This window comes from Myxococcus sp. RHSTA-1-4, assembly GCF_020037125.1.
Classification (GTDB): domain Bacteria; phylum Myxococcota; class Myxococcia; order Myxococcales; family Myxococcaceae; genus Myxococcus.
The window spans coordinates 43,368-65,673 of the sequence record NZ_JAIQDG010000043.1 but is presented as its reverse complement, the minus strand read 5'-3'; the positions used below and the strand labels follow the sequence as shown (position 1 = coordinate 65,673).

Annotated in this window: 11 protein-coding genes; 3 read left to right on the top strand and 8 right to left on the bottom strand. The window is 71.2% G+C overall.

From position 1 onward, the window contains the following. Positions 1–21: 21 nt before the first annotated feature. From K8638_RS38785 to K8638_RS38745, 7 genes are all read right to left on the bottom strand, one after another. A complete protein-coding gene (locus K8638_RS38785) occupies positions 22–1,101 on the bottom strand; it encodes a hypothetical protein (protein ID WP_223759780.1) in 1,080 nt (359 codons plus the stop codon). Positions 1,102–1,205: 104 nt separating this feature from the next. Further along, complete coding sequence (locus K8638_RS38780) at positions 1,206–6,902, bottom strand: type I polyketide synthase (protein ID WP_223759779.1); 5,697 nt, start codon at positions 6,900–6,902, stop codon at positions 1,206–1,208. Next, positions 6,899–10,927: a non-ribosomal peptide synthetase gene (locus K8638_RS38775; RefSeq protein ID WP_223759778.1), complete on the bottom strand. Its 4,029-nt coding sequence runs from the start codon at positions 10,925–10,927 to the stop codon at positions 6,899–6,901. Before K8638_RS38775 ends, K8638_RS38780 begins: the two co-directional genes overlap by 4 nt. 47 nt (positions 10,928–10,974) lie before the next feature. After that, the gene (locus tag K8638_RS38770) at positions 10,975–12,027 is read right to left on the bottom strand and encodes a TauD/TfdA family dioxygenase (RefSeq protein WP_223759777.1); all 1,053 of its coding nucleotides are present in this window, start codon (positions 12,025–12,027) and stop codon (positions 10,975–10,977) included. A gap of 47 nt (positions 12,028–12,074) precedes the next feature. Continuing rightward, the gene (locus K8638_RS38765; protein ID WP_223759776.1) at positions 12,075–13,136 is read right to left on the bottom strand and encodes a TauD/TfdA family dioxygenase; all 1,062 of its coding nucleotides are present in this window, start codon (positions 13,134–13,136) and stop codon (positions 12,075–12,077) included. After that, complete coding sequence (locus tag K8638_RS45050; RefSeq protein WP_305071224.1) at positions 13,133–16,627, bottom strand: condensation domain-containing protein; 3,495 nt, start codon at positions 16,625–16,627, stop codon at positions 13,133–13,135. Before K8638_RS45050 ends, K8638_RS38765 begins: the two co-directional genes overlap by 4 nt. 121 nt (positions 16,628–16,748) lie before the next feature. Beyond that, the gene (locus tag K8638_RS38745) at positions 16,749–17,987 is read right to left on the bottom strand and encodes a threonine synthase (RefSeq protein ID WP_223759775.1); all 1,239 of its coding nucleotides are present in this window, start codon (positions 17,985–17,987) and stop codon (positions 16,749–16,751) included. A 122-nt stretch (positions 17,988–18,109) separates the two neighbouring features. Between K8638_RS38745 and sbnA the strand changes: the two genes are divergently transcribed. Together sbnA and sbnB are read left to right on the top strand one after the other, a co-directional pair. Further along, a complete protein-coding gene (gene sbnA / locus K8638_RS38740; protein ID WP_223759774.1) occupies positions 18,110–19,063 on the top strand; it encodes a 2,3-diaminopropionate biosynthesis protein SbnA in 954 nt (317 codons plus the stop codon). 14 nt (positions 19,064–19,077) lie between these two features. Beyond that, the gene (gene sbnB, locus K8638_RS38735; RefSeq protein ID WP_223759773.1) at positions 19,078–20,091 is read left to right on the top strand and encodes a 2,3-diaminopropionate biosynthesis protein SbnB; all 1,014 of its coding nucleotides are present in this window, start codon (positions 19,078–19,080) and stop codon (positions 20,089–20,091) included. Between the two features lie 15 nt (positions 20,092–20,106). Here sbnB and K8638_RS38730 read toward each other — a convergent pair whose 3' ends face one another. After that, positions 20,107–21,264, bottom strand: coding sequence for a hypothetical protein (locus K8638_RS38730; RefSeq protein ID WP_223759772.1), 1,158 nt, complete (start codon positions 21,262–21,264; stop codon positions 20,107–20,109). 155 nt (positions 21,265–21,419) lie between these two features. Here K8638_RS38730 and K8638_RS45445 point away from each other — a divergent pair, with 155 nt between their 5' ends. Then, positions 21,420–22,295: a class I SAM-dependent methyltransferase gene (locus K8638_RS45445; RefSeq protein ID WP_223759771.1), complete on the top strand. Its 876-nt coding sequence runs from the start codon at positions 21,420–21,422 to the stop codon at positions 22,293–22,295. The last annotated feature ends 11 nt before the right edge of the window (positions 22,296–22,306 follow it).

Below are 22,306 nucleotides of genomic sequence, written 5' to 3'. Positions count from 1 at the left end.
AGGGAAGGAGAGAAGGTGTGGCTAGCCGGTGCCCAGCTGGGGCTCGGCGTTGGGCTGCGAGAAGTCCAGGCGGTGGTGAACCACCTCGATGCGGCCCAGGTTGCGCAGGGGCAGCAGGTCGGACTCGAAGACGGTGCGTGGCACGTCCGCCGTGCGCTCCCACTGGCTGGGCGTGAGCACCAGGTCGTAGAGCTCGCCGTCGCGGTTCTCCAGGATGCCCGTGCCCACCCAGAACTTGGCCCGCGAGGACTTCGTGCTGCCGATGCCGATGCTGTTGTTCCCGGGGGAGACGAAGAGGACGACCCGCTCCCCGCCCATGATGAACTCGGCCGTCTTCTCCATGGTGTAGATGCCCACCACTTCGTAGATGGCGCCCCGGCGGATCTTCTCTTCCTTCTCCGCCTCGCTCAGCCGGGTCCAGTCCTCGGCCCCGTCCCACTTGATGTTCTGCCGGGCCCAGGTGAGGAACGTGTCCCGCTGCTTCTGCGGGAAGTCGTTGAACCCCATCTCCATCATCTCGAAGCGCTCATCCAGCAGGGAGAAGTACTCCTCGCGGGTATAGAAGGCGGCGTCCCGGACGATGGAGAGCTTCACGTTCGCCGGCAGGTGCTTGCCGAACGCGTCCAGCATCGCCTGGAAGGAGCCGACGTAGCGCTCGATGTCCTCCGCGCTGAGGTTGTCATGGCGCTGGGGGAGGAACGTGTACATGAAGAACTGCATGTGCACGCCGGGCGCGTACCCCGCGGCGATGCCGCTGAGGTACTGCAGGATGTGCGAGATGCCGAAGAACTCCGCCCAGTCCACCTCGGGCGAGGACGGCAGCCGCCAGATCTTGTACCCGCCCATGGGGTGAACGAGCTGGAGCGGCTTCTGCTCTCGGACGGCCGCCTCCACCGTCCGGCTGATGTTCTGCTGCGTGTCCGCGTCCACGGACCACTTGCGGAACTTCTTCGACAGGAGCTGCTTGATGATGAATGCCTTCTGTCCCTCGCCATCCAGGACGGCCTGCTCCTGGGGGGTGAGGGTGCGGACGGCGGACTTCTCCAGCCGCTCACGCAAATGGAGGACCACGCTCTCGGCTGGAGGGCTCTCGACCTTCATGAATGTCACCGGAAACAGTTGGTGTTGTCGGAATCAGGCTGCGTGCGTGTCGGGGGCGGGGCGCGGCTACCCCTCGCCCCCAACGCCAGGCAATGCGGGTGCGGCTACCCCTCGCCCCCACGCCGGGCAATGGCCTTGGCGCGGCGGCGGGCTCCACGGCTGGAGCTGTCCTCGGCGGGCGCGGCGGCGGAAGCGGACTCTCCGGAGTCCTCTCCACCACTCGTGCTCCCGCCCAGGAGCGTGGACAGGGCGCCGAGCGTCGGTGCCTCGAAGAGCTGCACCACCGCGACTTCCTTCCCCAGCCTCCGCTTGATGCGGGAGACAATCTGGATGGCCATCACCGAGTCGCCGCCCAGGTCGAAGAAGTTGTCGTGGAGGCCCACGCGCTCCAGGCCGAGCACCTCACGCAGGATTTCGCCCAGCTTCTCCTGCATGGGCGTTCCCGGCGCCTCGAAGGGCACCGGCAGCTCGGGACGCGGGCGCGTCGCGCGCTGGGGCGCCGAGGCCGACTCGGTCTCCACTTCCTCCTCGGCCGCCTTCGTGGGCGCGGTGTGCACCAGGCCGCGCGCCAGCAGCGCCTCCAGATCTCTCGTGGACACCACGAGCTGCGGCATGTCCGAGCTCGCCAGCGCCCGCCGGAAGAGCTCCACGCCCTCCTCGGGAGAGATGGCCTCCTGGCGGAGGATCTGCTGGAAGACGTTCTCTCCGGCGTTCGCCGCCTGCGCGGTGGCCGAGGCCGAGGCCTGAGCCGGGGCCTTCGCCGCCGTGACGGTGGCGGCCGCGGCGTCGCGGTTCGCCAGGTTCTTGTACATGGCGCCCACGTCGTTCACTCGCTTGAGCGAGAACTCGGTGATCTCCACCAGCTCGCGGCCCGTGTCGTCGAGGATGCGGATGTCGAAGGACGGCGTCTCGCTGCGGTTGGAGCCCTCGCCGTGCGAGCGCGTGTGCACGTGGATGCGGCGGGTGAACGGGTGCCGCACGACGAGGCGCTTGTACGAGTACGGCATGTACGGCACCGCGCCGAGGATGAAGTCGCGCCCCGTGCCGATGGACTTGTCCAGCATGGACGGGTGCATCTTCATGACGTCCAGGTCGGAGGCGAACTCGGCCGGAAGCTCCAGGGTGGCGAGCACCTGCTGCTCGCCCCACCGCACCCGCCGGACACACTGCCACCGCGGGCCGTGGTCCTCGTCGTGCGAATCCTCGTCGGTGAACTCCTTCACCTTCGCGCAGGCGGCGGTGAGGGCCGCCAGGTCATGCTGCTTCGCAGGGGTGGTGGGGATGAGCCGGGCCCGTCCCATCACGTGCCGGGTGAGGCCCGTGCCGTCCGTGCCCATGCTGCTGACCTGGAAGCTCCAGCCCTCCGCGCCCTCGTCCGTCAGCTCCAGCCGCGCCACGCGCTGGTCGCCCAGGCGCACCGACAGCGGGGTGAGGAAGTAGACGTCGGAGATCTCCAGGTCCTGCTGCTGCATCCGCTGGGCGAACGCCGCCCGCACCATCTCCAGATACGTGGTGCCGGCGATGACCGGATTGCCGAGGATGCGGTGGTCGTCGAGCACCCAGTGCGTCTCGACGCGGAACACCGTCTCGTACACCTCGTGCCCGGGAGCGGACGGCATCCGCTTCGCCAGCAGCGGGTGGCCCATGGACACGGGCTCGCCGGAGATTGCCGCGGGGGCCGGGAGCGCCTCGACGCGCGGGGCGGCCTTCGCGGCGGCGGCGCTGGCGAGCATGCCCACGTCCCGCCACGAGCACCAGTCGATGGACACCGTGAAGGTGGACGACGTCCTCGCCTTGTGGTGCGCCCAGGCGTCCTGGAAGGCGTTGGCCGCGACGTAGTCCGCCTGGCCGAAGCCGCCCAGCACCGAGGTGCGTGACGAGCAGTAGACGACGAAGTCGAGCGGCTGACCCTCCAACAGCTCATCCAGCACGAGGGTGCCGCGCACCTTGGGCGCGAGCACGCGCTGGGCCACCTCGTCCGTCTTGAGCTGCAGCGCGCCGCCCGCCGGCACGCCGGCCGCGTGGATGACGCCGTGCACGGCCCCGAAGCGCGCGCGCACGTCGGCCAGCACCTCGGCCATGCGCGCCCGGTCCGTCACGTCGGCGGCGACGGTCATCACCTCGGCGCCGGCGCGCTCCAGCTCACGGATGCGGCGGATGGCCTGCGCGGTGGGCGAGTCGCCCTCGGACGCCAGCAGCGCATTCCACTTCGAGCGCTCCGGAAGCGGCTTGCGGCCCAGCAGCACCAGCCGGGCGCCGCCCGCCGCACGAGCGACGTCCTCGGCCAGCACGAGGCCGATTCCGCCCAGGCCGCCGGTGACGAGGTACACGCCTCCCGGGCGCAGCCTCGGCGAGCGGCCCTGGAGGGCCTCCAGCCGCACGGGCTCGTGGGTGCGCGTCCAGCGGTGCCGCCCGCGCCACGCGGTGACTGTGTCGCGAGCGCCGGACTCCACCTCGGCGAGCAGGTGCCCGACGAGCCGGGACTCGTCGGCGCTCCCCGGCATGGGCAGCGTCACATCGATGAGGCGGCACTTCACGTTCGGGTATTCCTGGCCGATGACCAGGCACGGTCCGAGCAGGGTGGCCTTCTCCGGGCACAGCGTCTCGTCACCCGTCACCTGGAACATCTGGCTGCTGAGCACGTGCAGCTCCACCGGCGCGGTGGCGTGCGAGGCGCCCAGCGCCTGGGCGAGGTACATCAGGCTGCGGAAGCCGGACTCCTCCACGCGAGGCAGGGACTCCAGCCGCGAGCCCGCGGAGCGCTGCGGGTCCACGCTCCACAGGTGGATGATGCGCGAGGGGAGCTTCCCCTGGGCCTTGAGGTCCTGCAGGAGCTGCCGGTAGTCACCGGGCCGGCTCGGGTCCAGCGAGTAGCGGCCCTCCGCCGGCGAGCCGCCATGCGTGCCACGCTGGACGCGCAGCACGGTGTGGCCGCGCTGCTCCAGCCGGGTGGCCAGCAGCTCGCCCAGGCCGAAGGCGTCGGTGAAGAGCAGCACCACCTCCGCGTCCCGCGCGAGCGCCGTGGCGGGCGCCGTCCGCTTCCACGAGGGGACGAAGAACCAGTCCGCGGGGTCCACCCGGCGCGGGGGCAGCGTGTCCTCCTGCTGCTGGCGCGCGGGGGCCTGCCGTGCCGGCTCCAGCCAGAGGCGCTGGCGCTCGAAGGGGTACTGCGGCAGGGGGATGCGCCGCCGCTCCGCGCCCGCGTGGTGTCCGGCCCAGTCCACCTCGCCGCCGTACATCCACAGGCGCGAGAGCGCGGCCATCAGCGCGCACGGCTCCGAGGGCTCCTTCGTGTCCTGCACGAGCGAGCCCAGCACCACCTGCCGCGGCGACTTCGCGGGGTGCAGCCGGGCGATGTTGAGCCACGTACGGCCCGGGCCCACCTCCACCAGCAGCCGGTCCGGCTCCTGGAACAGCGCCTCGATGCCCGGGGAGAGGCGCAGCGTGCGGCGGAGCTGCGACGCCCACCACGAGGGCTCCGCCAGCTCCGGGCCGCTCGCCCACGCGGCGGTGACGCCGGAGAAGAGGGGCACCTCGGGCGCGCGGAAGGAGACGCGGCGCAGCGCCGCGGACATCTCTCCGGTGAGGCTGTCCACCGCGGGCGACTGGAGCGCCCTGTCTCCCGCGAGCCGACGGAAGGTGGCGCCGCGACGACGCAGCTCCGCCTCCAGCGCCTCGATGCCGGCGCGCGGCCCGGAGACCGTGCACACCGACGGCCGGCCCACCCACGCCAGCGACAGGCCGTGCGCGGGCAGCAGTCCCTCCAGCTCCGCCTCGGGCAGCATGACCAGCGTCATGGCTCCCTCGGGCAGGCGCTTCAGCAGGCGGCTGCGCAGGGCCACCATGTAGACGGCGTCCTCGAACGACACCACGCCCGCGACGCAGGCGGCGGCGTACTCGCCGATTCCCTCGCCCATCACCGCGCGCGGGCGCACGCCCCAGGCCATCCACGTCCGGGCCAGGGCCATCTCCACCGCGAAGAGCGCGGGCTCGGCCACGTGCGTCCACGTGAGCGCCTCCGCCGCCTGGGCCTCCGCCCCGAACCGGGGGAAGAGGATGGGGCGCAGGTCCATGCCCAGCTCCGCGTCGATCTTCGCCAGACACGCGTCCAGGTGCTCGCGGAAGACGGGCAGCGCGTCGTACAGCTCGCGCGCCATGCCCAGGTGCTGGCTGCCCACGCCCGGGAAGAGGAAGGCCACGGCGCGGGCATTGCCGTCCACCCGTCCCGTGAAGGTGCGGTCGGTGGGCAGGCGCTCCAGCATGTCCACCGCGTCCGCCAGCGAGCGGCAGGTGAGGGCGCGCCGGAACTCGAAGGGCTTGCGCCCGAGCTGGAGCGTGTAGGCCACGTCACCGATGTCCAGCTCCGGGTGCGCGGCGAGGTACTTGCGGAGCTGGTCCGTCCGCGCCTCCAGCGCGCTCGCGGTGCGCGCGGACAGCACCAGCGTGTGCCAGCCGTCGGCCTGCCGCCGCGACGGCAGGGGCGGGGCCTCCTCCAGCACCAGGTGAACGTTGGTACCGCCAATGCCGAACGAGCTCACCCCGGCGCGGCGCGGGTGCTTCTCCGGCCGGGGCCAGTCGGTCAGCTTCGCATTCACATAGAAGGGGCTCTGCGCGAAGTCGATGGCGGGGTTGGGGGACTCGAAGTGGAGCGTGGGCGGGAGCTGCTTGTGCTCCAGGCACAGCACCGTCTTGATGAGTCCGGCGATTCCGGCCGCCGTGTCCAGGTGACCGACGTTGCTCTTCACCGAGCCGATGGCGCAGAACTGCTTGCGCTGCGTCTTGGCGCCGAACGCGTGGGTGAGCGCCTCGATTTCAATCGGGTCGCCCAGCACCGTGCCGGTGCCATGGCACTCCACGTAGCCCACGGTGTCCGGGTGCACGCCCGCCACCGCCAGGGCCATGCTGATGGCGCGGCGCTGGCCCTCGGACGAGGGCGCGGTGTAGCCAATCTTGGCGGTGCCGTCGTTGTTGGCCGCCGAGCCGCGGATGACCGCGTGGATGGTGTCCCCCGCGGCAATCGCGTCCTCCAGCCGCTTGAGCACCACCACGCCGGCGCCGCTGCCGAAGACGGTGCCCTTGGCCTTCGCGTCGAAGGGACGGCAGTGCCCGTCCGGCGAGGCCACGCCTCCCTCCTGGAAGAGGTAGCCCATGGTCTGCGGCACTCGTACGGAGACGCCACCCGCCAGCGCCATGTCCGTCTGGTACGAGAGCAGGGCCTGACACGCCAGGTGCACCGCGGACATGGCGGTGGAACAGGTGCTCTGCACGGTGAAGGCGGGACCGCGCAGGTTGAGCTTGTACGCCGTCAGCGTGGCCAGGTGGTCGCCGCGGTTGGCGATGGCCGCCTGCAGGAAGCCGTGTGACTCGATGAGCTGCCGGTTGGTGGCCAGGTTCTCCAGCAGGTACGTGTTGATGCTGAGCCCGCCGAAGACGCCGATGTCACCCTGGAAGCGCTCCGCGTCGTAGCCCGCGTGCTCCAGCGCGTGCCACGCCACCTCCAGGAACACGCGCTGCTGCGGGTCGGTGATCTGCGCCACACCCGGGTTCATCCCGAAGAAGGCGGCGTCGAACAGCTCCACGCCGTCCAGGGCCGCGTTGGCCCGGACGTAGGACGGGTCCGCCAGCAGCTCGGGGGACACGCCCGCCTCGCGCAGCTCCTCCTCGGAATAGAAGCGGATGGACTCCACGCCCGCGCAGAGGTTGCGCCAGTACGTGTCCACGTCCCCCGCGCCGGGGAAGCGGCCCGCCATGCCGACGACCGCGATGCCCTCCAGCCCCTCCTGCTCCATGTTGCCGCTCATGTGTCCCCCCGAGACTTGCTGCGGTCCTTCTGGCGCTTCATCGCTTCCACCCGGCGGCGGGCGGCCTCGTCCACGTCCTCGGCCTTCTCCTGGGGCTGCGCCTTGCCCGCGTCCAGGAAGGTGACGAGCGAGGCCACCGTCGGGTGGCGGAAGAGGTCCAGCATGGAGAGCTGCGCGCCCAGCGCCTTGCTGATGCGGTTGTGGGCCTGCACCAGCAGCAGCGAGTGCCCGCCCAGGTCGAAGAAGTGGTCATTGATGCCCACGCGCTCCACCTTCAGCACCTCGGCGAAGATGGCGGCGATGCGGCGCTCCAGGTCGTTGCGCGGCTCCACGTAGCTGGCGCGCGCCTCCGTGGCCACGGCCTCCGGCGCCGGCAGGGCCTGGCGGTTCACCTTGCCGGTGAGGGTGAGGGGCAGCTCGTCCATCAGCACCACGTGCCGAGGCAGCATGAACTCCGGCAGCACCTGCTTGAGGTGCGCGCGCACCGCGTCGGCGGTGAGCAGGGGGGCCAGCTCCCGCGGGTCCACCGCGGCGGAGGCCGGCGCCGGCATCACCGGCTGGTTCTCGCGCCACGCGTAGAGGTTGTGCCGGTCCGTGCCCTGGAGCAGCGGATCCTGGTCCACCTGCACGCGGAAGCCGCGCTCCTCCAGCAGCTTCGTCACCCGCTGCACGCGGCCCTCGCTGGCATGGCCCCGGGCGTCGTGCACCTCCATGACGACCTGGCGGATCATGGGCCAGTGCTCCGCGTCGATGCCCTCCAGCACGTCCAGCTCCGCGCGCTGCACGTCCACCTTGAGCAGGTCGATGCGGTCCACGCCCTCCTCGCGGATGACGTCGGACAGGCGGCGCAGCCGCACCGTGTGGCGCTCCTCGGCGAAGCGCCCCTCCAGCAGCTCGTCCGCGTTGAGCAGCAGCGTCTCCGCCGACGCGTCCCCCGCGGAGCGCTGGTTGCGGAGGAACGTCTTGATGACGTTCACCTCGTCCTCCGCGTTGGCGTACTCGCTGCGGCCGGACATCATCGTGTAGCGGCTGTAGAAGGTGAACGTCGACGAGTGCTCGTGGTTGGAGAGGCCAAACGGGAAGGCCTTCACGCGGGGGCCGTACAGCTCGGCGTTCGCGGTGACCGTCTCGTACAGGGGCGGGAGCGGCTCGAAGGCGTACACGCGGCACGCCGGTGAGTTCACGCTGGCGAACAGGGAGAACATGCCGATGTTCGCGCCGACGTCGAAGATGACGCCCTCTGCCGGCAGCTGGACGCCGTGGCGGATGTAGAGGCGCTCCTGGAACAGCTCGCGGTAGAGGTAGTCCGTCTCGTTCTTGTTCTGGTGGAGGACGGCCATCCCGTTCGGGAGCGGGTAGCGGGCGTGCTTGTCCAGGCGCGCGGCATGGCGGCGCCGGGGGACGACGTACGCCACCAGCTGGCGGTCGCCCTGGGCGTCGTCCCGTGCCGTCACCGCGGCGTGTTTCACCGCCGGGTGGGTGCCCAGGCACTGCTCGATCTCCTCCAGCTCGATGCGGAAGCCGCGCACCTTCACCTGGAAGTCGGCGCGGCCCAGGAAGACGAGCTGGCCGTTCTCGGTGAAGCGCATCACGTCGCCGCTGCGGTACATCCGCGCGCCCGGCGTGTCGCTGAACGGATCCGGCAGGAAGCGCTCCGCGGACAGGTCCGGCCGGCCGCAGTAACCGCGCGCCACCTGAGCGCCGCCGATGTACAGCTCACCCGGCACGCCCACGGGCACGGGCCGCAGCCCCGCGTCCAGCACGTACACCCGCACGTTCGCCAGCGGACCGCCGATGGTCGGCTCGGAGGCCGCGAGCGTGACGGGTGCCACGGCCGTGTCCACCGTGCACTCGGTGGGGCCGTAGAGGTTGTAGGCGCCACGGCCGCCCTCGGCGAGCCGCTTCCAGAGGGCCGGGTCGATGGCCTCGCCGCCCAGCAGCAGCACCGGCATCTGGCTCAGCGGCACGCCGTCCTCGTTCTCCAGCAGCAGCCGGAGCTGGGTGGGCGTGAGGTCCAGGACGTCCAGCGGGTTCTCCCGCAGGTAGGCCGCCAGGGCCTTCCCATCCAGACGGATGCGGTCGGTGAGCACATGGAGCGTGTGGCCCTGGCACACCTGGATGACCTGCTTCACGGAGGCGTCGAAGGCCAGCGGGGCATTGAGGCCCACCGCCAGCCGGGCGCCGCGCCCGCGGTAGATGGCCTGCTCCAGCGCCACGCCCAGGTTCGCCAGCCCGCCGTGGCGCACCATGACGCCCTTGGGCTGGCCGCTGGAGCCGGAGGTGTAGAGGAAGTACGCGAGGTGCTCCGGGTCCACCGGAACCTTCGGGTCCGCGTCGCTCTTCGACGCCAGCGCCGCCGCGTCCGCGTCCAGACGCACGCGGGTGCCGGTGAAGCCCTCCAGCCTGCCCTCCAGCTCGGCCGTGGTGACGGCGATGGGAGCGCGGGTGTTCTCCAGGATGAAGGCGAGCCGCTTCGACGGCAGCTCCGGGTCGAGCGGCACGTAGGCCGCGCCCGCCTTGAGGATGCCCAGCAGGGCGACGATGGCGTCCACCGAGCGCGGCAGGCACAGGCCAACGGCGTCCCCCGTCTTCACGCCCAGCGAGCGCAGGTGCCACGCGAGCTGGTTGGCGCGCCGGTTGGCCTCGCGGAACGTGATGCGGGTGCCCTCGCAGACCACGGCGGGTGCGTCCGGCTGCGAGGCGGCGAAGGCCGCGAACCGCTCGTGCACGCAGGTGGTGTCCCCGGGCAGCGCGGTGGCGTTCCACTCGCGCACGATGCGGCGCTCCTCCTCCGCGTCGATGAGGCGCAGCGTCACCAGCCGGGCCTCGGGGTGCGCGCACAGGTCGGCCAGCAGGACGCGGTAGGCCCGGAGGAAGCGCCGCATGTCCGATTCCGCGAAGCGGCCGGAGTCGTAGTCCAGGCGCAGCGCGAGGCGGCGGCCGTCATCCGTGAGCGCGAGCATCAGGCCCGCCACGTCCTCGTGGGCCTCCAGGCGCTCCAGGTGGAAGCGCGCGCCGCCATGCTCCGCGTCCGGCCAGGACACGAAGCGGAAGGCACACGGAGCCTGCGCGGGGGACGGCACCAGCGACGGCCAGGTGTCCGCGTCGAAGGCGATGGCGTGCTTCAGGTGCGCGGCGTTCGTCTGGCGCAGCGGCTCCAGCAGGTCCGCCAGCCGGTAGTCCTGGGGAATGGGCGTCACCACCGGCAGCGAGCGCGCGAAGGTGCCGAGCGCGCCCTCGAGCTGCTCGTAGGCGCGGCCGTCGAAGCGGCGCGCGGAGACCACCGGGCTGTTGCCCGTCAGCCGCCACAGCAGCACCTGGAAGGCGGCGTGCGCCAGCGTGGCCTCGTCCACGCCGAAGCGGCGCGCCAGCGCGCGCACCTGCTCGGGGGCGTCCACCTCGGCCTCCAGCACGCGGAAGGGCCCCGCCGTGCGCGCGCCCTCCTTGCGCTCATAGGGCAGCGTGGAGGGGGAGGGGATGGACTCCGCCAGCCGGCGCCAGTACGCGGCGGCCTCGGCCTTGTCCTCGCCGGCCAGGAACTCGCGCTGCCAGTCCGCGTAGTCGATGTACTGGAGGGGCTCACCCTCGTCGCTTCCACCCGCGTAGGCACGGCCGATGGCGGCCACCAGGTCGCGCAGCGCGAAGGCGTCCATGCACAGCGCGGGCAGCTCCAGCCAGAGCCGGTGACGCTCGGGCCCCTCCTGCACCAGCGCGCACCGCAGCGGACTCTCTGCCGAGGAGTCCGGCGTGGCCTCCGGCAGGGGGCCTCCCTTGTGCACGTGGACGGAGGTGTCCGCCACGGCCTGGAGGGGCGTGCTCATGCCGGCCAGCCGCACCAGCCGGGTGCGGAGGACCTCGAACCGCTGGCTCGCGTCGGCCACGGCCCGCTCGAGAGCGTCCACCCGCAGGGGCCCCTCGATGGAAACCTCCGCGCGAACCCGCTGCGTTCCGGACTGGCCGCCCGCGGCCCAGAGGCGCCGCTGCTCGGCGGAGAGGGGATAGCCCTCGATCTCGTCGATGCTCATCGTGTTGTCACTCCAGAATCAGGGAAAGGGCAATGCGGTGGGGTCCGCTACGCGGGGACCACGTCGGGGCTGACGTACAGCTCGGCCATGGAGACCAGGATGGAGCGCTCACCCTCGAAGGGGTCGCGCCCGTGGACCGCGAGGAAGTTGTCCACCATGAGCATGTCGCCCTGCTGCCAGGGGAAGCGCACGGTGGCCTCGTCGTAGACGCGGCGGATGCGGTCCAGCACTTCGGGCTCCAGCGGGCTGCCGTCGCCGTAGAAGGCGTTGCGCGGCATCTCGTCGGGCCGGAACTGGGCGCGCAGCCCCTCGCGCACCTCGGGGGCCAGGTTGGTCTCGTGGAAGATGGGCGCGTGGTTGAACCACAGCGACTCGCCGGTGCGCGGGTGGGTGGCCATGACCTGGCGGATGGCGCGTGTGCGCAGCCGGTCGCCGTCACGCCACTCGTAGGTCATGCCGCAGCTCCGGCAGTAGCGCTCCACCTCCGCGCGGTCCTGCGTCTGGAAGGCGTCCTGCCACGGCAGGTCCACGCCCTCGCCGTAGTTGCGGACGTACATGACCTTCTTCTCGAGGAAGCGCTGCTTGATGTCGTCCGGGATGCGCGAGGTGACCAGCCGCTCCGGCGCCAGGGGCGTGGCGCCGCCGACGGGGGAGGGCACGTCGCAGTAGAACCACAGCCGGCAGGGCCAGTTGTGGGAGTACGACATCTCGTGGTGCAGCGGGATGATCTGGTCCGCCGCGAACTCGGTGGAGGTGAAGACGTTGGGGGCCACCTGGGAGCGGGGGGCCGCGCGCTCCACGTAGTCCAGCAGGTCGCTGCTCAGCGCGCCCACGAAGTCGCGGAAGGCGAACGCGTCCGGCACGCGGAAGCCGCGGAAGAGGATGGCGCCGGACTCCAGCAGCTTCTCGTCCAGCCACGCCTTGTGGTTCCGGGCCCAGTCCGCGGGGTCCAGCCCCTCCAGGTTGGGCTCCACCACCAGGGGGAAGCCCTCGGCGCCCGGCAGGCTGCCCACCTTCACCAGGGACGTGGCGGAGACCTTCACGGGCGCGCGACGGCGCGCGGAAATGGCGGGGCCACCGATGTTGGGTTTGCTTGTCATGTCCTCCCCTTTTGTTTGTCGCGACCTGCCGTTCCCTGCCGTGCCGCTCAGCCCGCCAGGGCCGGAAGCGGGCCGTCGAAAGCCACGTCCGCCCAGCGCCGTGGATCCGCCATGGCCACCACCACCAGGCGCTCCCCCTTGAAGGGCTCGCGGCCGTGGGCCATCAGCATGTTGTCCAGCAGCATCACGTCCCCCTTACGCCACGGCACCGACACCCGAGCCCGCCGGTAGGCGGCGCGCAGCAGCTCCAGCACCTCCGGCTCGATGGGCGAGCCATCGCCGTAGAAGGTGTTGTTGGGCATGTCCTCCTCGCCGTAGAGGGCGCGAAGGTGGGCCACCAGCTCCGCCTCCAGGGTGCTGACGTGGAAGAACGTGGCGTGGTTGAACCACGCCAGCTCACCGGAGATGGGATGCCGGGCCACGCAGCGGCGTTTCTGGCTGGTGCGCAGGCGGTCCTGGCCGAGCCACTGGAACTCAATCTGGTTCTCGGTGCAGTAGCGCTCCACCTCCGCGCGGTCCTTCGTCTGGAAGGCCTCCTGCCACGACAGGCCGAGCCCCTCGCCGAAGTTGCGCACGTAGCGGTAGCCGTGGGCCAGGAAGCGCTCCACCACCTCGCGAGGCAGCTCGCGCAGGATGCGGCGCGTGCAGGCGATGGGCGTGGCGCCTCTCTCGGCCGGCGGGGTGACGCAGTGGAAGTAGATCTTCTGCGGGAACGTCAGGTTGTAGGACTGCTCGGTGTGCGGAAAGATTTCCTGGTCAGACGGGTGCGACGTCGAGGTGTAGACCTGGTCCTTGACCACCTCGCGCGGGGAGGACCGCTCCGTATAGGCCAGCGGCGCGCCCGACGTGACACGCACGAAGTCCGCGAAGCCGTCCACGCCCTCCATGCGGAAGCCGCGCAGCATCAGCCCGCCCACGCGCGTCAGCTCCTCTTCGAGGTACGCGCGGTTCTCCCGGGCCCACTGCACCAGCTCCAGCCCCTCCACGCGGGGCTCGAGGATGAGCGGGTACGCCTCGCCGTCGGGCAGGCGCGTGGTGATCATCTCCGACCTGGAGAGCTTCACGGGCCGGCGCGAGCGCGCGCCGAGGCCGGGCAGGGACTCCTTCATGGCTGGTGACTCCCGGGTGTGCCTGAGGGGGTGTTGCTTCCGTCCGGGCCGGGCCCGGAGCCACGCCGCCGCCGCGCGCCCAACTTGCCCAGCGCGCCCTTCACCGTCGCGTCATCCGCGGCCTCCAGGGGCAGGGCCGCCAGCCGCGTCTCGGGGCGGGACAGCGTGGCCTCCAGCAGCCCCACGAACTGGCGGTGCAGCCGCTCCACGCTGGCCGCGTCGAACAGGCGCGAGGCGTAGGTCCAGTGGCAGCGCAGGCCCTCGGGTGTCTCGGACGCCCACAGCGTGAGGTCCAGGCGGGACACGCCGGTGTCGAACAGGAGCGGCTCCACTTCCAGGCCGGGCAGCGACAGGCGCTCGCGCGGCTGGTTCTGGGTGCCGAAGGCGGCGCGGAACAGGGGCGGACGGCCGCGCGCGAGCTGCTCGAAGGGCAGCTCGGCGTGGGCGGCGGCGCCCAGCGAGGACGCCTTCACCCGGCGCAGCACCTCGGCGAAGGGCGGGTCTCCGCCGAGCCGCGTGCGCAGCACCAACATGTTGACGAAGTTGCCGATGAGGCGCTCGGAGCCGGGGGCGCCGCGGCCCAGGTCGGCCACGCCCACCGGCACGTCCTCCTGGCCGGTGGTGCGCGCCAGCAGCGTCTGGAAGCCCGCGAGCATCCACATGAACGGCGTCACGCCGTGGCTGGCGCACGCGCCTTGCAGCCGCGCCAGCAGCTCCGGGGGCAGCAACACGCTCAGCGTGCCGCCGCGCGCGTCCGGCGGGCCCGCGGGCTCGCGGTCCGTGGGCAGCTTCAGCTCGGTGGGGAGCCCGGCCACCTCCGCGCGCCACCACGCGAGCAGCGACTCCAGGTGCTCTCCCGCCAGCCGCTGGCGCTGCCACACCGCGAAGTCCGCGTACTGGTACGGCAGGGGCGGAAGCGCGGGCGGCGCGTCATTCTGGAAGGAGGAGTAGAGGGCGGTCAGCTCCTGGATGAGCAGGCGCATGGACCAGCCGTCCGCGGCGATGTGGTGCACCGTGAAGAGCAGCACGTACCGCGAGTCCTCCAGCCGCAGCAGGCGCGCGCGGAGCAGGGGACCGTGCTGGAGCGCGAAGGGCGCGCGTGCCTCTTCCACCGCCGCCTGCTGGACCCGGGCCTCGCGTGCGGCCGCGTCGAGCGTGCGCAGGTCCTCCACCGGCAGCGGGATGGGCGTGGGGGGCAGGATGCGCTGCACCGGCCTGCCATCCACCTCGGGGAAGCAGGTCCGCAGCGCTTCGTGGCGGCGGACGATTTCGAGGAAGGCGGCCTCCAGCCAGGCCGGCCGCGGGTCGCCCCGCAGGCTCAGCGCCGCGGAGATGTTGTAGCCGCCGCCGCTGGCATCCAGCCGCGAGGCGAGCCACATGTCCTCCTGCGGGTACGACAGCGGCAGGTCCACGCCGCGGGGCACCGGGGCCGGCCGGAGCATCGCGCCCGGGCCGCTCTCCAGGGACTCCTGACACCGCCGCGACAGCTCCTCGAAGGTGAGGCCGCCCAGCAGCTCCGGCAGGGGAATGGAGACGCCGAGCGCACTCTCGATGTCCGCGCGCAGCTCCACCGAGCCCAGCGAGTCCAGGCCGAGCTGGACGAGCGGCGCGGCCCGGTCGATGCGCGAGGCGGGCACCCGGAGCGCCGTCGCGGCGCGAGCCAGCAGCCACGAAACGAGCCGCTCCTCGCGCGCGTCGCGGGGCAGGGCGCGCAGCTCGGCCAGCGGCGGCAGCTCGGGTGCACCCGAAGACTCCGCGGCCCCTTCCGCCTCCGCCGCCCGGACGTCACTGGCCACCACCGAGAGCTGCCCGGCCAGCCAGGCCGCCTTGCTCGCGCGCCGCTGCACCTTGCCGCTCGACGTCTTGGGCAGGCTGCCGGGCTCGATGAGCACCACCGCGTGGAGGAGGACGCCATGCTCCGCGGCCACGGCCTGGCGAATGCTCTCCGCCAGGGCCGCCGCGTCGAACGCCTTGCGCGTGTCCACCTCCTGCACCAGCACGAGCTGCTCGCCGCCTTCCGCCTCCACGCCGAAGGCCGCGGAGCATCCGGGCCTCAGGGCGGGGTGACACGCGACGGCGGTCCGCTCCAGGTCATGCGGGTAGTGGTTGCGGCCCCGGACGATGATGAGGTCCTTGAGGCGGCCGGTGACGAACAGCTCGCCTTCCTGGAGGAAGCCCAGGTCACCGGTGCGCAGGTAGGGGCCTGCCGCGGCGTCATCGGCGCGGCGTGCGCGGAAGGTGGCCTCCGTCTCCTCGGGGCGGCTCCAGTAGCCCTGGGCGACGCTGGGCCCGCGCAGCCAGACCTCGCCGACCCGGCCCTCGGGCAGCGGGAGCCGGCTCCGCGGATCCACGATGAGCAGCTCCTGGTCCGGCAGGCGCGTGCCACAGCCCACCAGGTGCAGCGCGCCTTCCTCCGTGGCGGGCACGGAGAGGGCCTCGTCGCGCTCCAGCGCGTCCTTGCGGAAGGCGCGCTGCACGGGGAGCGCCGCCTTCCTTCCTCCGGAGGCGATGAGCGTCCCCTCGGCCAGCCCGTAACAGGGATACATCGCCTCGGGGCGGAAACCACAGGGGGCGAACGTCTCGTAGAAGCGCTGGAGCGTGGCGGGGTGCAGGGGCTCCGCGCCGTTGAAGGCCAGGCTCCACGAGCTCAGGTCGAGCTGCGCGATCTGCTCGGGAGTGGCCTTCCGGACGCACAACTCATAGGCGAAGTTGGGCCCGCCGCTGGTGGTGGCGCGGTAGCGCGACACCGCCTGGAGCCAGCGCATCGGGCGCGCCAGGAAGTCCAGCGGCGACATCAGCACGACGGGGAAGCCGGCGTGCAGCGGCTGCAGGATGCCGCCGATGAGCCCCATGTCGTGGTAGGGCGGCAGCCAGATGACGCCCACGCTGCGCGAGTCGTGCTCGAAGCAGCGCTGGATGGCGTTCGAGTTGTGGATGAGGTTGGCGTGGGTGAGCACCACGCCGCGCGGCGAGCCGGTGGACCCCGACGTGTACTGGAGGAAGGCCACCGTCTCCGGAGTCGCCCCCGGGTCCTTCCAGCCGCTCGCGTGCGCGGGTCCCGCGTCCTCGATGGCCAGCCACCGCGCGCTGGCGAGCGCGCCGGCCTGGTCGAAGAACTCGCCGGCCATGTCGCGAATGAACGCGGGTGCCAGCACGAAGCGCGCCTGCGCGTCGGCGGTCAGCGCGTCCAGCCGGGGCAGCGTGCGGCCCAGGCGCGACGGGTCCGGCGGGTAGGCGGGAACCGCGACCGCCCCCGCCTGCATGCAGCCGAGGAAGGCGATGAGGTAGTCCAGCCCCGGAGGGAACAGCAGCAACACGCGCTCGCCGCGCGCGCCCGCCTCCTGCAGCAGCCCGCCGACCTCGCGTGTGCGCTGAAGCACCTGTCCGTAGGTCAGGTGAGTCTCTTCGGACTCTCCATCGGACAAGAAGGTGAAGGCCAGCGACTCGGGACTCGAAGCCGCACGCGTTTCTAGGGTTTGCAGGAAACTCATCGAGGCGCCGGATTCAGTGGGAGGGTTAGAATCCGATATGGCTGATAAGTCAACGTTGTTGGGTGGAGCACGAGAAATCGTGGGTTTCCCGTAGGTCAAGCGTCTGGCCGCTGTGACGCCGTCACCCTATTCGCGCGAGCAGCGCCTCCATTGCTTCGACGCGGGGCGCCACGTCCAACGGTGCCTCCAGGGCCTGCATCGCCGTGCGCACGTCCTTCAAGCCATGCCCGGTGACGACCACGGTCGCGCTCTCCGCCGGGTCCACGCGCTTCTCACGGACGGCGCGCACCAGTCCCGCCAGGGCCGCCGCCGCCGCGGGCTCCGCGAAGACCCCCGTCCTCCGCGCCAGCTGTCCCTGCGCCGCGAGCATCTCCGCGTCCTCCACGCTCACGAAGCAGCCCCCGGACTCGCGCACTGCGTCAACCGCCTTGCGCCAGTTGCGGGGCCAGCCCACCGCGATGGAGTCCGCCAGCGTCCGCGCCTCCATGGGCTTCAGCGCACCGGTCTCCATCGCCGCCGCCACGGGGGCCGCGCCCGCCGCCTGAACGCCCATCATCCGCGGCAGCCGCTCGATGAGGCCCAGCCGCTTCATCTCCTTCAGGCCCTTCCAGATGCCCGCGAGCGTGCAGCCATCCCCCACGGACACCGCCACCCAGTCCGTCATCCGCGCGCCGAGCTGCTCCGCCAGCTCCAGGCCCGCAGTCTTCTTTCCCTCGACCAGGTAGGGGTTGATGGCGCAGTTGCGGTTGTACCAGCCGTACCGCTCGCACGCGGCCTGACAGAGCCAGTACGCGTCGTCATAACTGCCTTCCACCCGAAGGACCCGAGCCCCCGTCACCAGGAGCTGCGCCAGCTTCGGCTCCGGCGTCCGCTGGGGCACGAAGATGACGCTCCGCACCCCCATCACCGCCGCGAAGCCCGCGAGTGACGCCGCCGCGTTACCGGCCGACGCGCACGCCACCGTGTCCCGCCCCGCCTCCCGCGCCTTCATCACCGCCAGCGCGCTCGAGCGGTCCTTGAACGAACCCGTCGGGTTGCGGCCCTCGTCCTTCAGCACCAGCCGCTCCAGCCCCACGTCCCGCGCCAGGGCAGGGGACTCGTACACCGGCGTCATCCCCACGTGCAGCGCGGGCCGCTCCGCCCGGGCGTCGAGCGGCAGCAGCTCCTCGTAGCGCCACTGATTCAGGGGCCGCGCCGCCAGCGCCTCCCGGGTCAGCGTGCCCGCCACCTCGTTGTAGTCGTACTCCACATCGAGGATGCCCTCGATGCCGCAGTGCGGGCACGTGTACGCGACCGCGTCCACGGGGTGGCGTTGTCCACAATGGACGCAGCGCAGCGCGGTCATGTGCTCCTGCGACATACAGACTCCTGATTCGGTGGGGGCTCTATACAAATCCACCCTGAGCCGAATAAATACACCCGTGTCGTCATATCCAACGGACGACAGTCGGCCGAAGAGAGACTGGCCGAACGAGTGATGAGATGTCCAACGAGCTGGCGCAACGCATGGCGACCCTGGGGGCGCTCCTCCGGGAGACTCCCGTGCTGCCCCTGAAGTACGAGGGCATCAACCTCTACGCGAAGCTGGAGGGGCACAACCCCATTGGCAGTGTGAAGGACCGGCCCGCGTACTGGCTGCTCAAGTCCGCGCTGGAGCGCGGGCAGATCGACTCCGGCAGCACCATCGTCGAGTCCTCCTCGGGGAACTTCGCCAACGCCCTGGCCTCGTACTGCCGGCTGCTCGGGCTGTCCTTCGTTCCGGTCATCGATCCGAACATCACCCCGGGTTATGAGTCCTCCCTGCGGCGGCTCTGCGAGCGTGTCGTCAAGGTGGAGCAGCGCGACGACACCGGCGGATTCCTCAAGACGCGGCTGGCCAAGGTGAAGGAGCTGGTGGACAGCACCCCGGGCGCCTACTGGACCAACCAGTACGGCAATCCGGATGCGCTCGAGGCCCACTACCGGCTCACGGGCGAGGAGATTGCCCGCGCCTTCACCACGCTGGACTACGTCTTCCTGGGCGTCAGCACCGGCGGCACCATCTCCGGCGTGTCTCACCGGCTCAAGGAGAAGTTCCCCTCGGTGAGAATCATCGCCGTGGACGCCGAGGGCTCGGTCATCTTCGGCGGCACGCCTCGCAAGCGGCACATCCCCGGCATCGGCGCCAGCATCGTCCCCGACCTGGTGAAACAGGCGCGCATCGACGACGTCGTGCGCGTTCCGGAGAGCGAGACGGCCCAGGCCTGCCAGGAGCTGCTGCGGCGCCATGGCCTCTTCGTCGGCGGCTCGTCCGGCTCGGCGTACGCCGCCGTCAAGCGCTACCTCCCGAAGATGCGCTCGCTCACGCCGCCCAACGTCCTCTTCCTCTGCGCGGACGGCGGGGCGGCCTACCTCGAAACCCTCTACAACCCCCAGTGGACATCTCGCCTCGAGTAGGCGACACCCGCCACATGAGCTTCGACTTCTCCATCATCTCCGGCAAGGTGGCTCACGACGTCATCCATGGCGACGTGGCCGAGTGCATCCGCCGCGTGGAGGCGGCCTACCTCACGCACCAGGACGGCCGCTCCGTCAACCCGGACAGCTACTTCCTCCGCTTCCCCGAGAAGCCCGACGCCCGCATCATCGCCCTCCCGGCCTACCTGGGCGGCGACGTGGACGTGTCCGGCATCAAGTGGATTGCCAGCTACCCGTCCAACGTGCAGCGCGGCTTCCCGCGCGCCTCGGCGGTGCTCATCCTCAACAGCTACGACACGGGTTATCCGTTCGCGTGCCTGGAGTCCTCCATCATCTCCGCGGCGCGCACCGCCGGCTCGGCCGTGCTGGGCGCGCAGTGGATGAACGGCGGCCAGCGCAAGGCCCGCTGCCTGGGCATCGTCGGCAACGGCCTCATCGCCCGCTACATCTACCAGTTCTTCATGCAGTCCGGCTGGGAGGTGGACGAGGTCCTCCTCCACGACAGTACCCCCGGCGAGTCGGAGCGCTTCGCCCGCGAGGTGTGCATCCCCGGCCGCCACCAGCGCGTGGGCTCGGCTCCGGACCTGAACACGTGCCTGCGGCGCAGCGACGTCATCGTCCTGGCCACCACGGCCGCCACGCCCCACATCCACGACCCGGAGCTGCTGGCGCACAACCCCGTGGTGCTCCACATCTCCCTGCGGGACATCGCGCCCGAGCTGCTCCTGCGCTCGTACAACATCGTCGATGACGTGGAGCACGTCATGAAGGCGAACACGTCGCCGCACCTGGCGGAGAAGCTCACCGGCGGCCGTGGCTTCGTCACCGGCACGCTGGCCCAGCTCATCCGCGGCGAGTGCAAGGTGGACCGCTCGCGTCCGGTCCTCTTCAGCCCCTTCGGGCTCGGGGTGCTGGACCTCGCGGTGGGCCACTGGGTCTACGAGCGCGCCGTGGCCGAGGGCAAGGCGCTGCGCGTGCCCGACTTCTTCTTCGAGCTGAAGCGCTGAGCCGAGCGCGCGGGCTCACGCCACGCGCGCCTGCTCCCAGGGCCCCGCGTCCTTCGGCGGGGCCGCGCTCTCGAAGAGCCGGGCGGGCGGCTCACCGAAGCCGTCCGGCACGGCATGGATTCCGTAGACACATTCGTGCGGGTGCGTGCTCAGCTCGCAGAGTGGCTCGCAGCTCAGGTCGTCGAAGTCGATCTCGTACAGCGCCGCGGGGCGCTGGCTGCCGACGGCGAACCGGCTCCCCCCCAGCGGGGCCAGTCCCCGGGCGAACGCCGGGCTTCCCGGAACCCGCACCTGCTCCGTCCGGCTCCCATCCACCGCCCGCCGCACGAGGTGGCTGGAGTGGGTGTCGTTGAAGACGAAGGCGTCCCCGTGCCGCAGCAGGTTGTGGTTGGGAATCTTGACGCCGTCCATCCGGGTGACGAGACGCGCGGCTCCCTGGTCCGGCAGGAGGACGCCATGCCAGGACGAGGTGGAGATCCGCGAGGACAGGAAGCGCAACGCGAACGTCCGCGAGGGACGTGACATGCCCGTGTCGAAGCCCAGCTTCTTGAGGAGCACCCCGGGCAGGCCCAGCACCCGCTGGAGCCGCCGCGTGACGCTGGAGGCGACGAAGCCGAAGGACAGCAGCAGCCCTTCCGGGGCGCGGGACACGCCGTTCAGGTGGACGAAGTCGTAGACGGGAGGGAGCTGGCGCGGATCGCGATAGTCGGCGTTGGCGTCGTCCGCGGGCGCGTCGTGCAGCTCCAGCGCTTCGACGAGGGCCGGGTCATCCCGCCAGCTCCATGATCGCAGCAGCGTCCCGTCCCAGCCCAGCTTGACCAACCGGTCCGAGGCGCTGGCCGTCACCCAGACGCCGTCCTGCTCCACGAGGATGTCGTGCACCTCGCCGAACAGCGGATGCGTCAGCTCACCCACCTGCCGCCAGGAGCGATCAAAAACGAAGAGGCGATCCGTCATGGCGATGACCACCCGCTCCGAGTCCGCACCGATGCCGCGTCCGCCCCGGAGCCCGCCCCGCGGATTGAGATCGAACTGGCGGTAGGGGCTCTCCGGCGTGGGCCACGTTGCCAGGACCCGGCGCTCCTTCCGGCTGACGAGGCGCACGTACCCGCTGCTCTCCCCAATGCCGGAGATACGAACGATGGAGGTCACCAGGAGGCGGGTGTCGTGCATGGATGCGGGCTCCGATACAAATTTGTTGTTTTGGGGGATTTCCTCATACCACCTGATTTCCGTTTATTCTCCCATCCCGAACGGGTTAAACGCCGCGTTACTCCCGCGCGCCGACAGGACCGGGAGCCCTCCATGCGAAGGAAAGGAAGGCCGGAGTGAATCCAGGAGTAGATGTCGCCGCGAAGGTCGCATCGCTCGCTGCCCGCGTGCAGGAGCTCTTGAGGTCGCCGGGGCCGGACGCGAACGCGGGTGTGGTGAGCTGGCTCAGGGACGTGGAGGCGGCGGGGGCGCTGGTGAAGGATGGAGCGGTCGCCCAGCTCGGGCCCCATGCGGCGTCCGCGGACAACCTGCGGCTCGCGGCGCGTGTCGCCGTCGAGCGGCTGCTGCAGATGCCGTGGGTTGCTCCCGAGACGAAGGCGGCGCTGCACTCCTACCTGGAGCGCAATCCCGCGGCGCGGCAGGTGGGCCGGTACCGGTTCTCCTCGGACTGGATGTCGAAGTGCGAGGCGGAGTGGCGTGACACGCTCGCGCCGCTGGCCGGCAAGCCCGGGGTCAGGGCCCTGGAGATTGGCAGCTTCGAGGGCCGCTCGGCCATCTGGCTGCTGGAGAACGTGCTCACCCATCCGACGAGCCGCATCACCTGCGTCGACCTCTTCAACGGCGAGTACACGAAGCTCTTCGACGAGAACATCGCCGCGAGCGGCGCCGCGGACCGCGTGGAGAAGCTGGCTGGCGCCTCCTCCGTGGTGCTGCGCCGCATGGCGCCGGAGCCCACGTTCGACTTCATCTACGTCGACGGCTCGCACCAGACCTACGACACCCTGGAGGACGCCGTGCTGAGCTGGCGCCTGCTGCGGCCGGGCGGGTGGATGATCTTCGACGACTACGGGATGGCCACCGCCCAGCTCACGCCGCACTCGCACATGCCACGGCCGGACATCGGCATCGATGCGTTCCTGACCGCCGCCGCCTCCGACCTCCAGGTGGTGCGGAAGGGCTTCCAGGTCACCATCCGCAAGAACCCGGCCTGAACGCCGGAGAA

What these genes read in the sequence shown, in the direction of transcription:
- K8638_RS38785 (WP_223759780.1), bottom strand. Translation starts at nt 1,101, where the DNA reads ATGAAGGTCGAGAGCCCTCCAGCCGAGAGCGTGGTCCTCCATTTGCGT.
- K8638_RS38780 (WP_223759779.1), bottom strand. Translation starts at nt 6,902, where the DNA reads ATGAGCGGCAACATGGAGCAGGAGGGGCTGGAGGGCATCGCGGTCGTC.
- K8638_RS38775 (WP_223759778.1), bottom strand. Translation starts at nt 10,927, where the DNA reads ATGAGCATCGACGAGATCGAGGGCTATCCCCTCTCCGCCGAGCAGCGG.
- K8638_RS38770 (WP_223759777.1), bottom strand. Translation starts at nt 12,027, where the DNA reads ATGACAAGCAAACCCAACATCGGTGGCCCCGCCATTTCCGCGCGCCGT.
- K8638_RS38765 (WP_223759776.1), bottom strand. Translation starts at nt 13,136, where the DNA reads ATGAAGGAGTCCCTGCCCGGCCTCGGCGCGCGCTCGCGCCGGCCCGTG.
- K8638_RS45050 (WP_305071224.1), bottom strand. Translation starts at nt 16,627, where the DNA reads ATGAGTTTCCTGCAAACCCTAGAAACGCGTGCGGCTTCGAGTCCCGAG.
- K8638_RS38745 (WP_223759775.1), bottom strand. Translation starts at nt 17,987, where the DNA reads ATGTCGCAGGAGCACATGACCGCGCTGCGCTGCGTCCATTGTGGACAA.
- sbnA (WP_223759774.1), top strand. Translation starts at nt 18,110, where the DNA reads ATGTCCAACGAGCTGGCGCAACGCATGGCGACCCTGGGGGCGCTCCTC.
- sbnB (WP_223759773.1), top strand. Translation starts at nt 19,078, where the DNA reads ATGAGCTTCGACTTCTCCATCATCTCCGGCAAGGTGGCTCACGACGTC.
- K8638_RS38730 (WP_223759772.1), bottom strand. Translation starts at nt 21,264, where the DNA reads ATGCACGACACCCGCCTCCTGGTGACCTCCATCGTTCGTATCTCCGGC.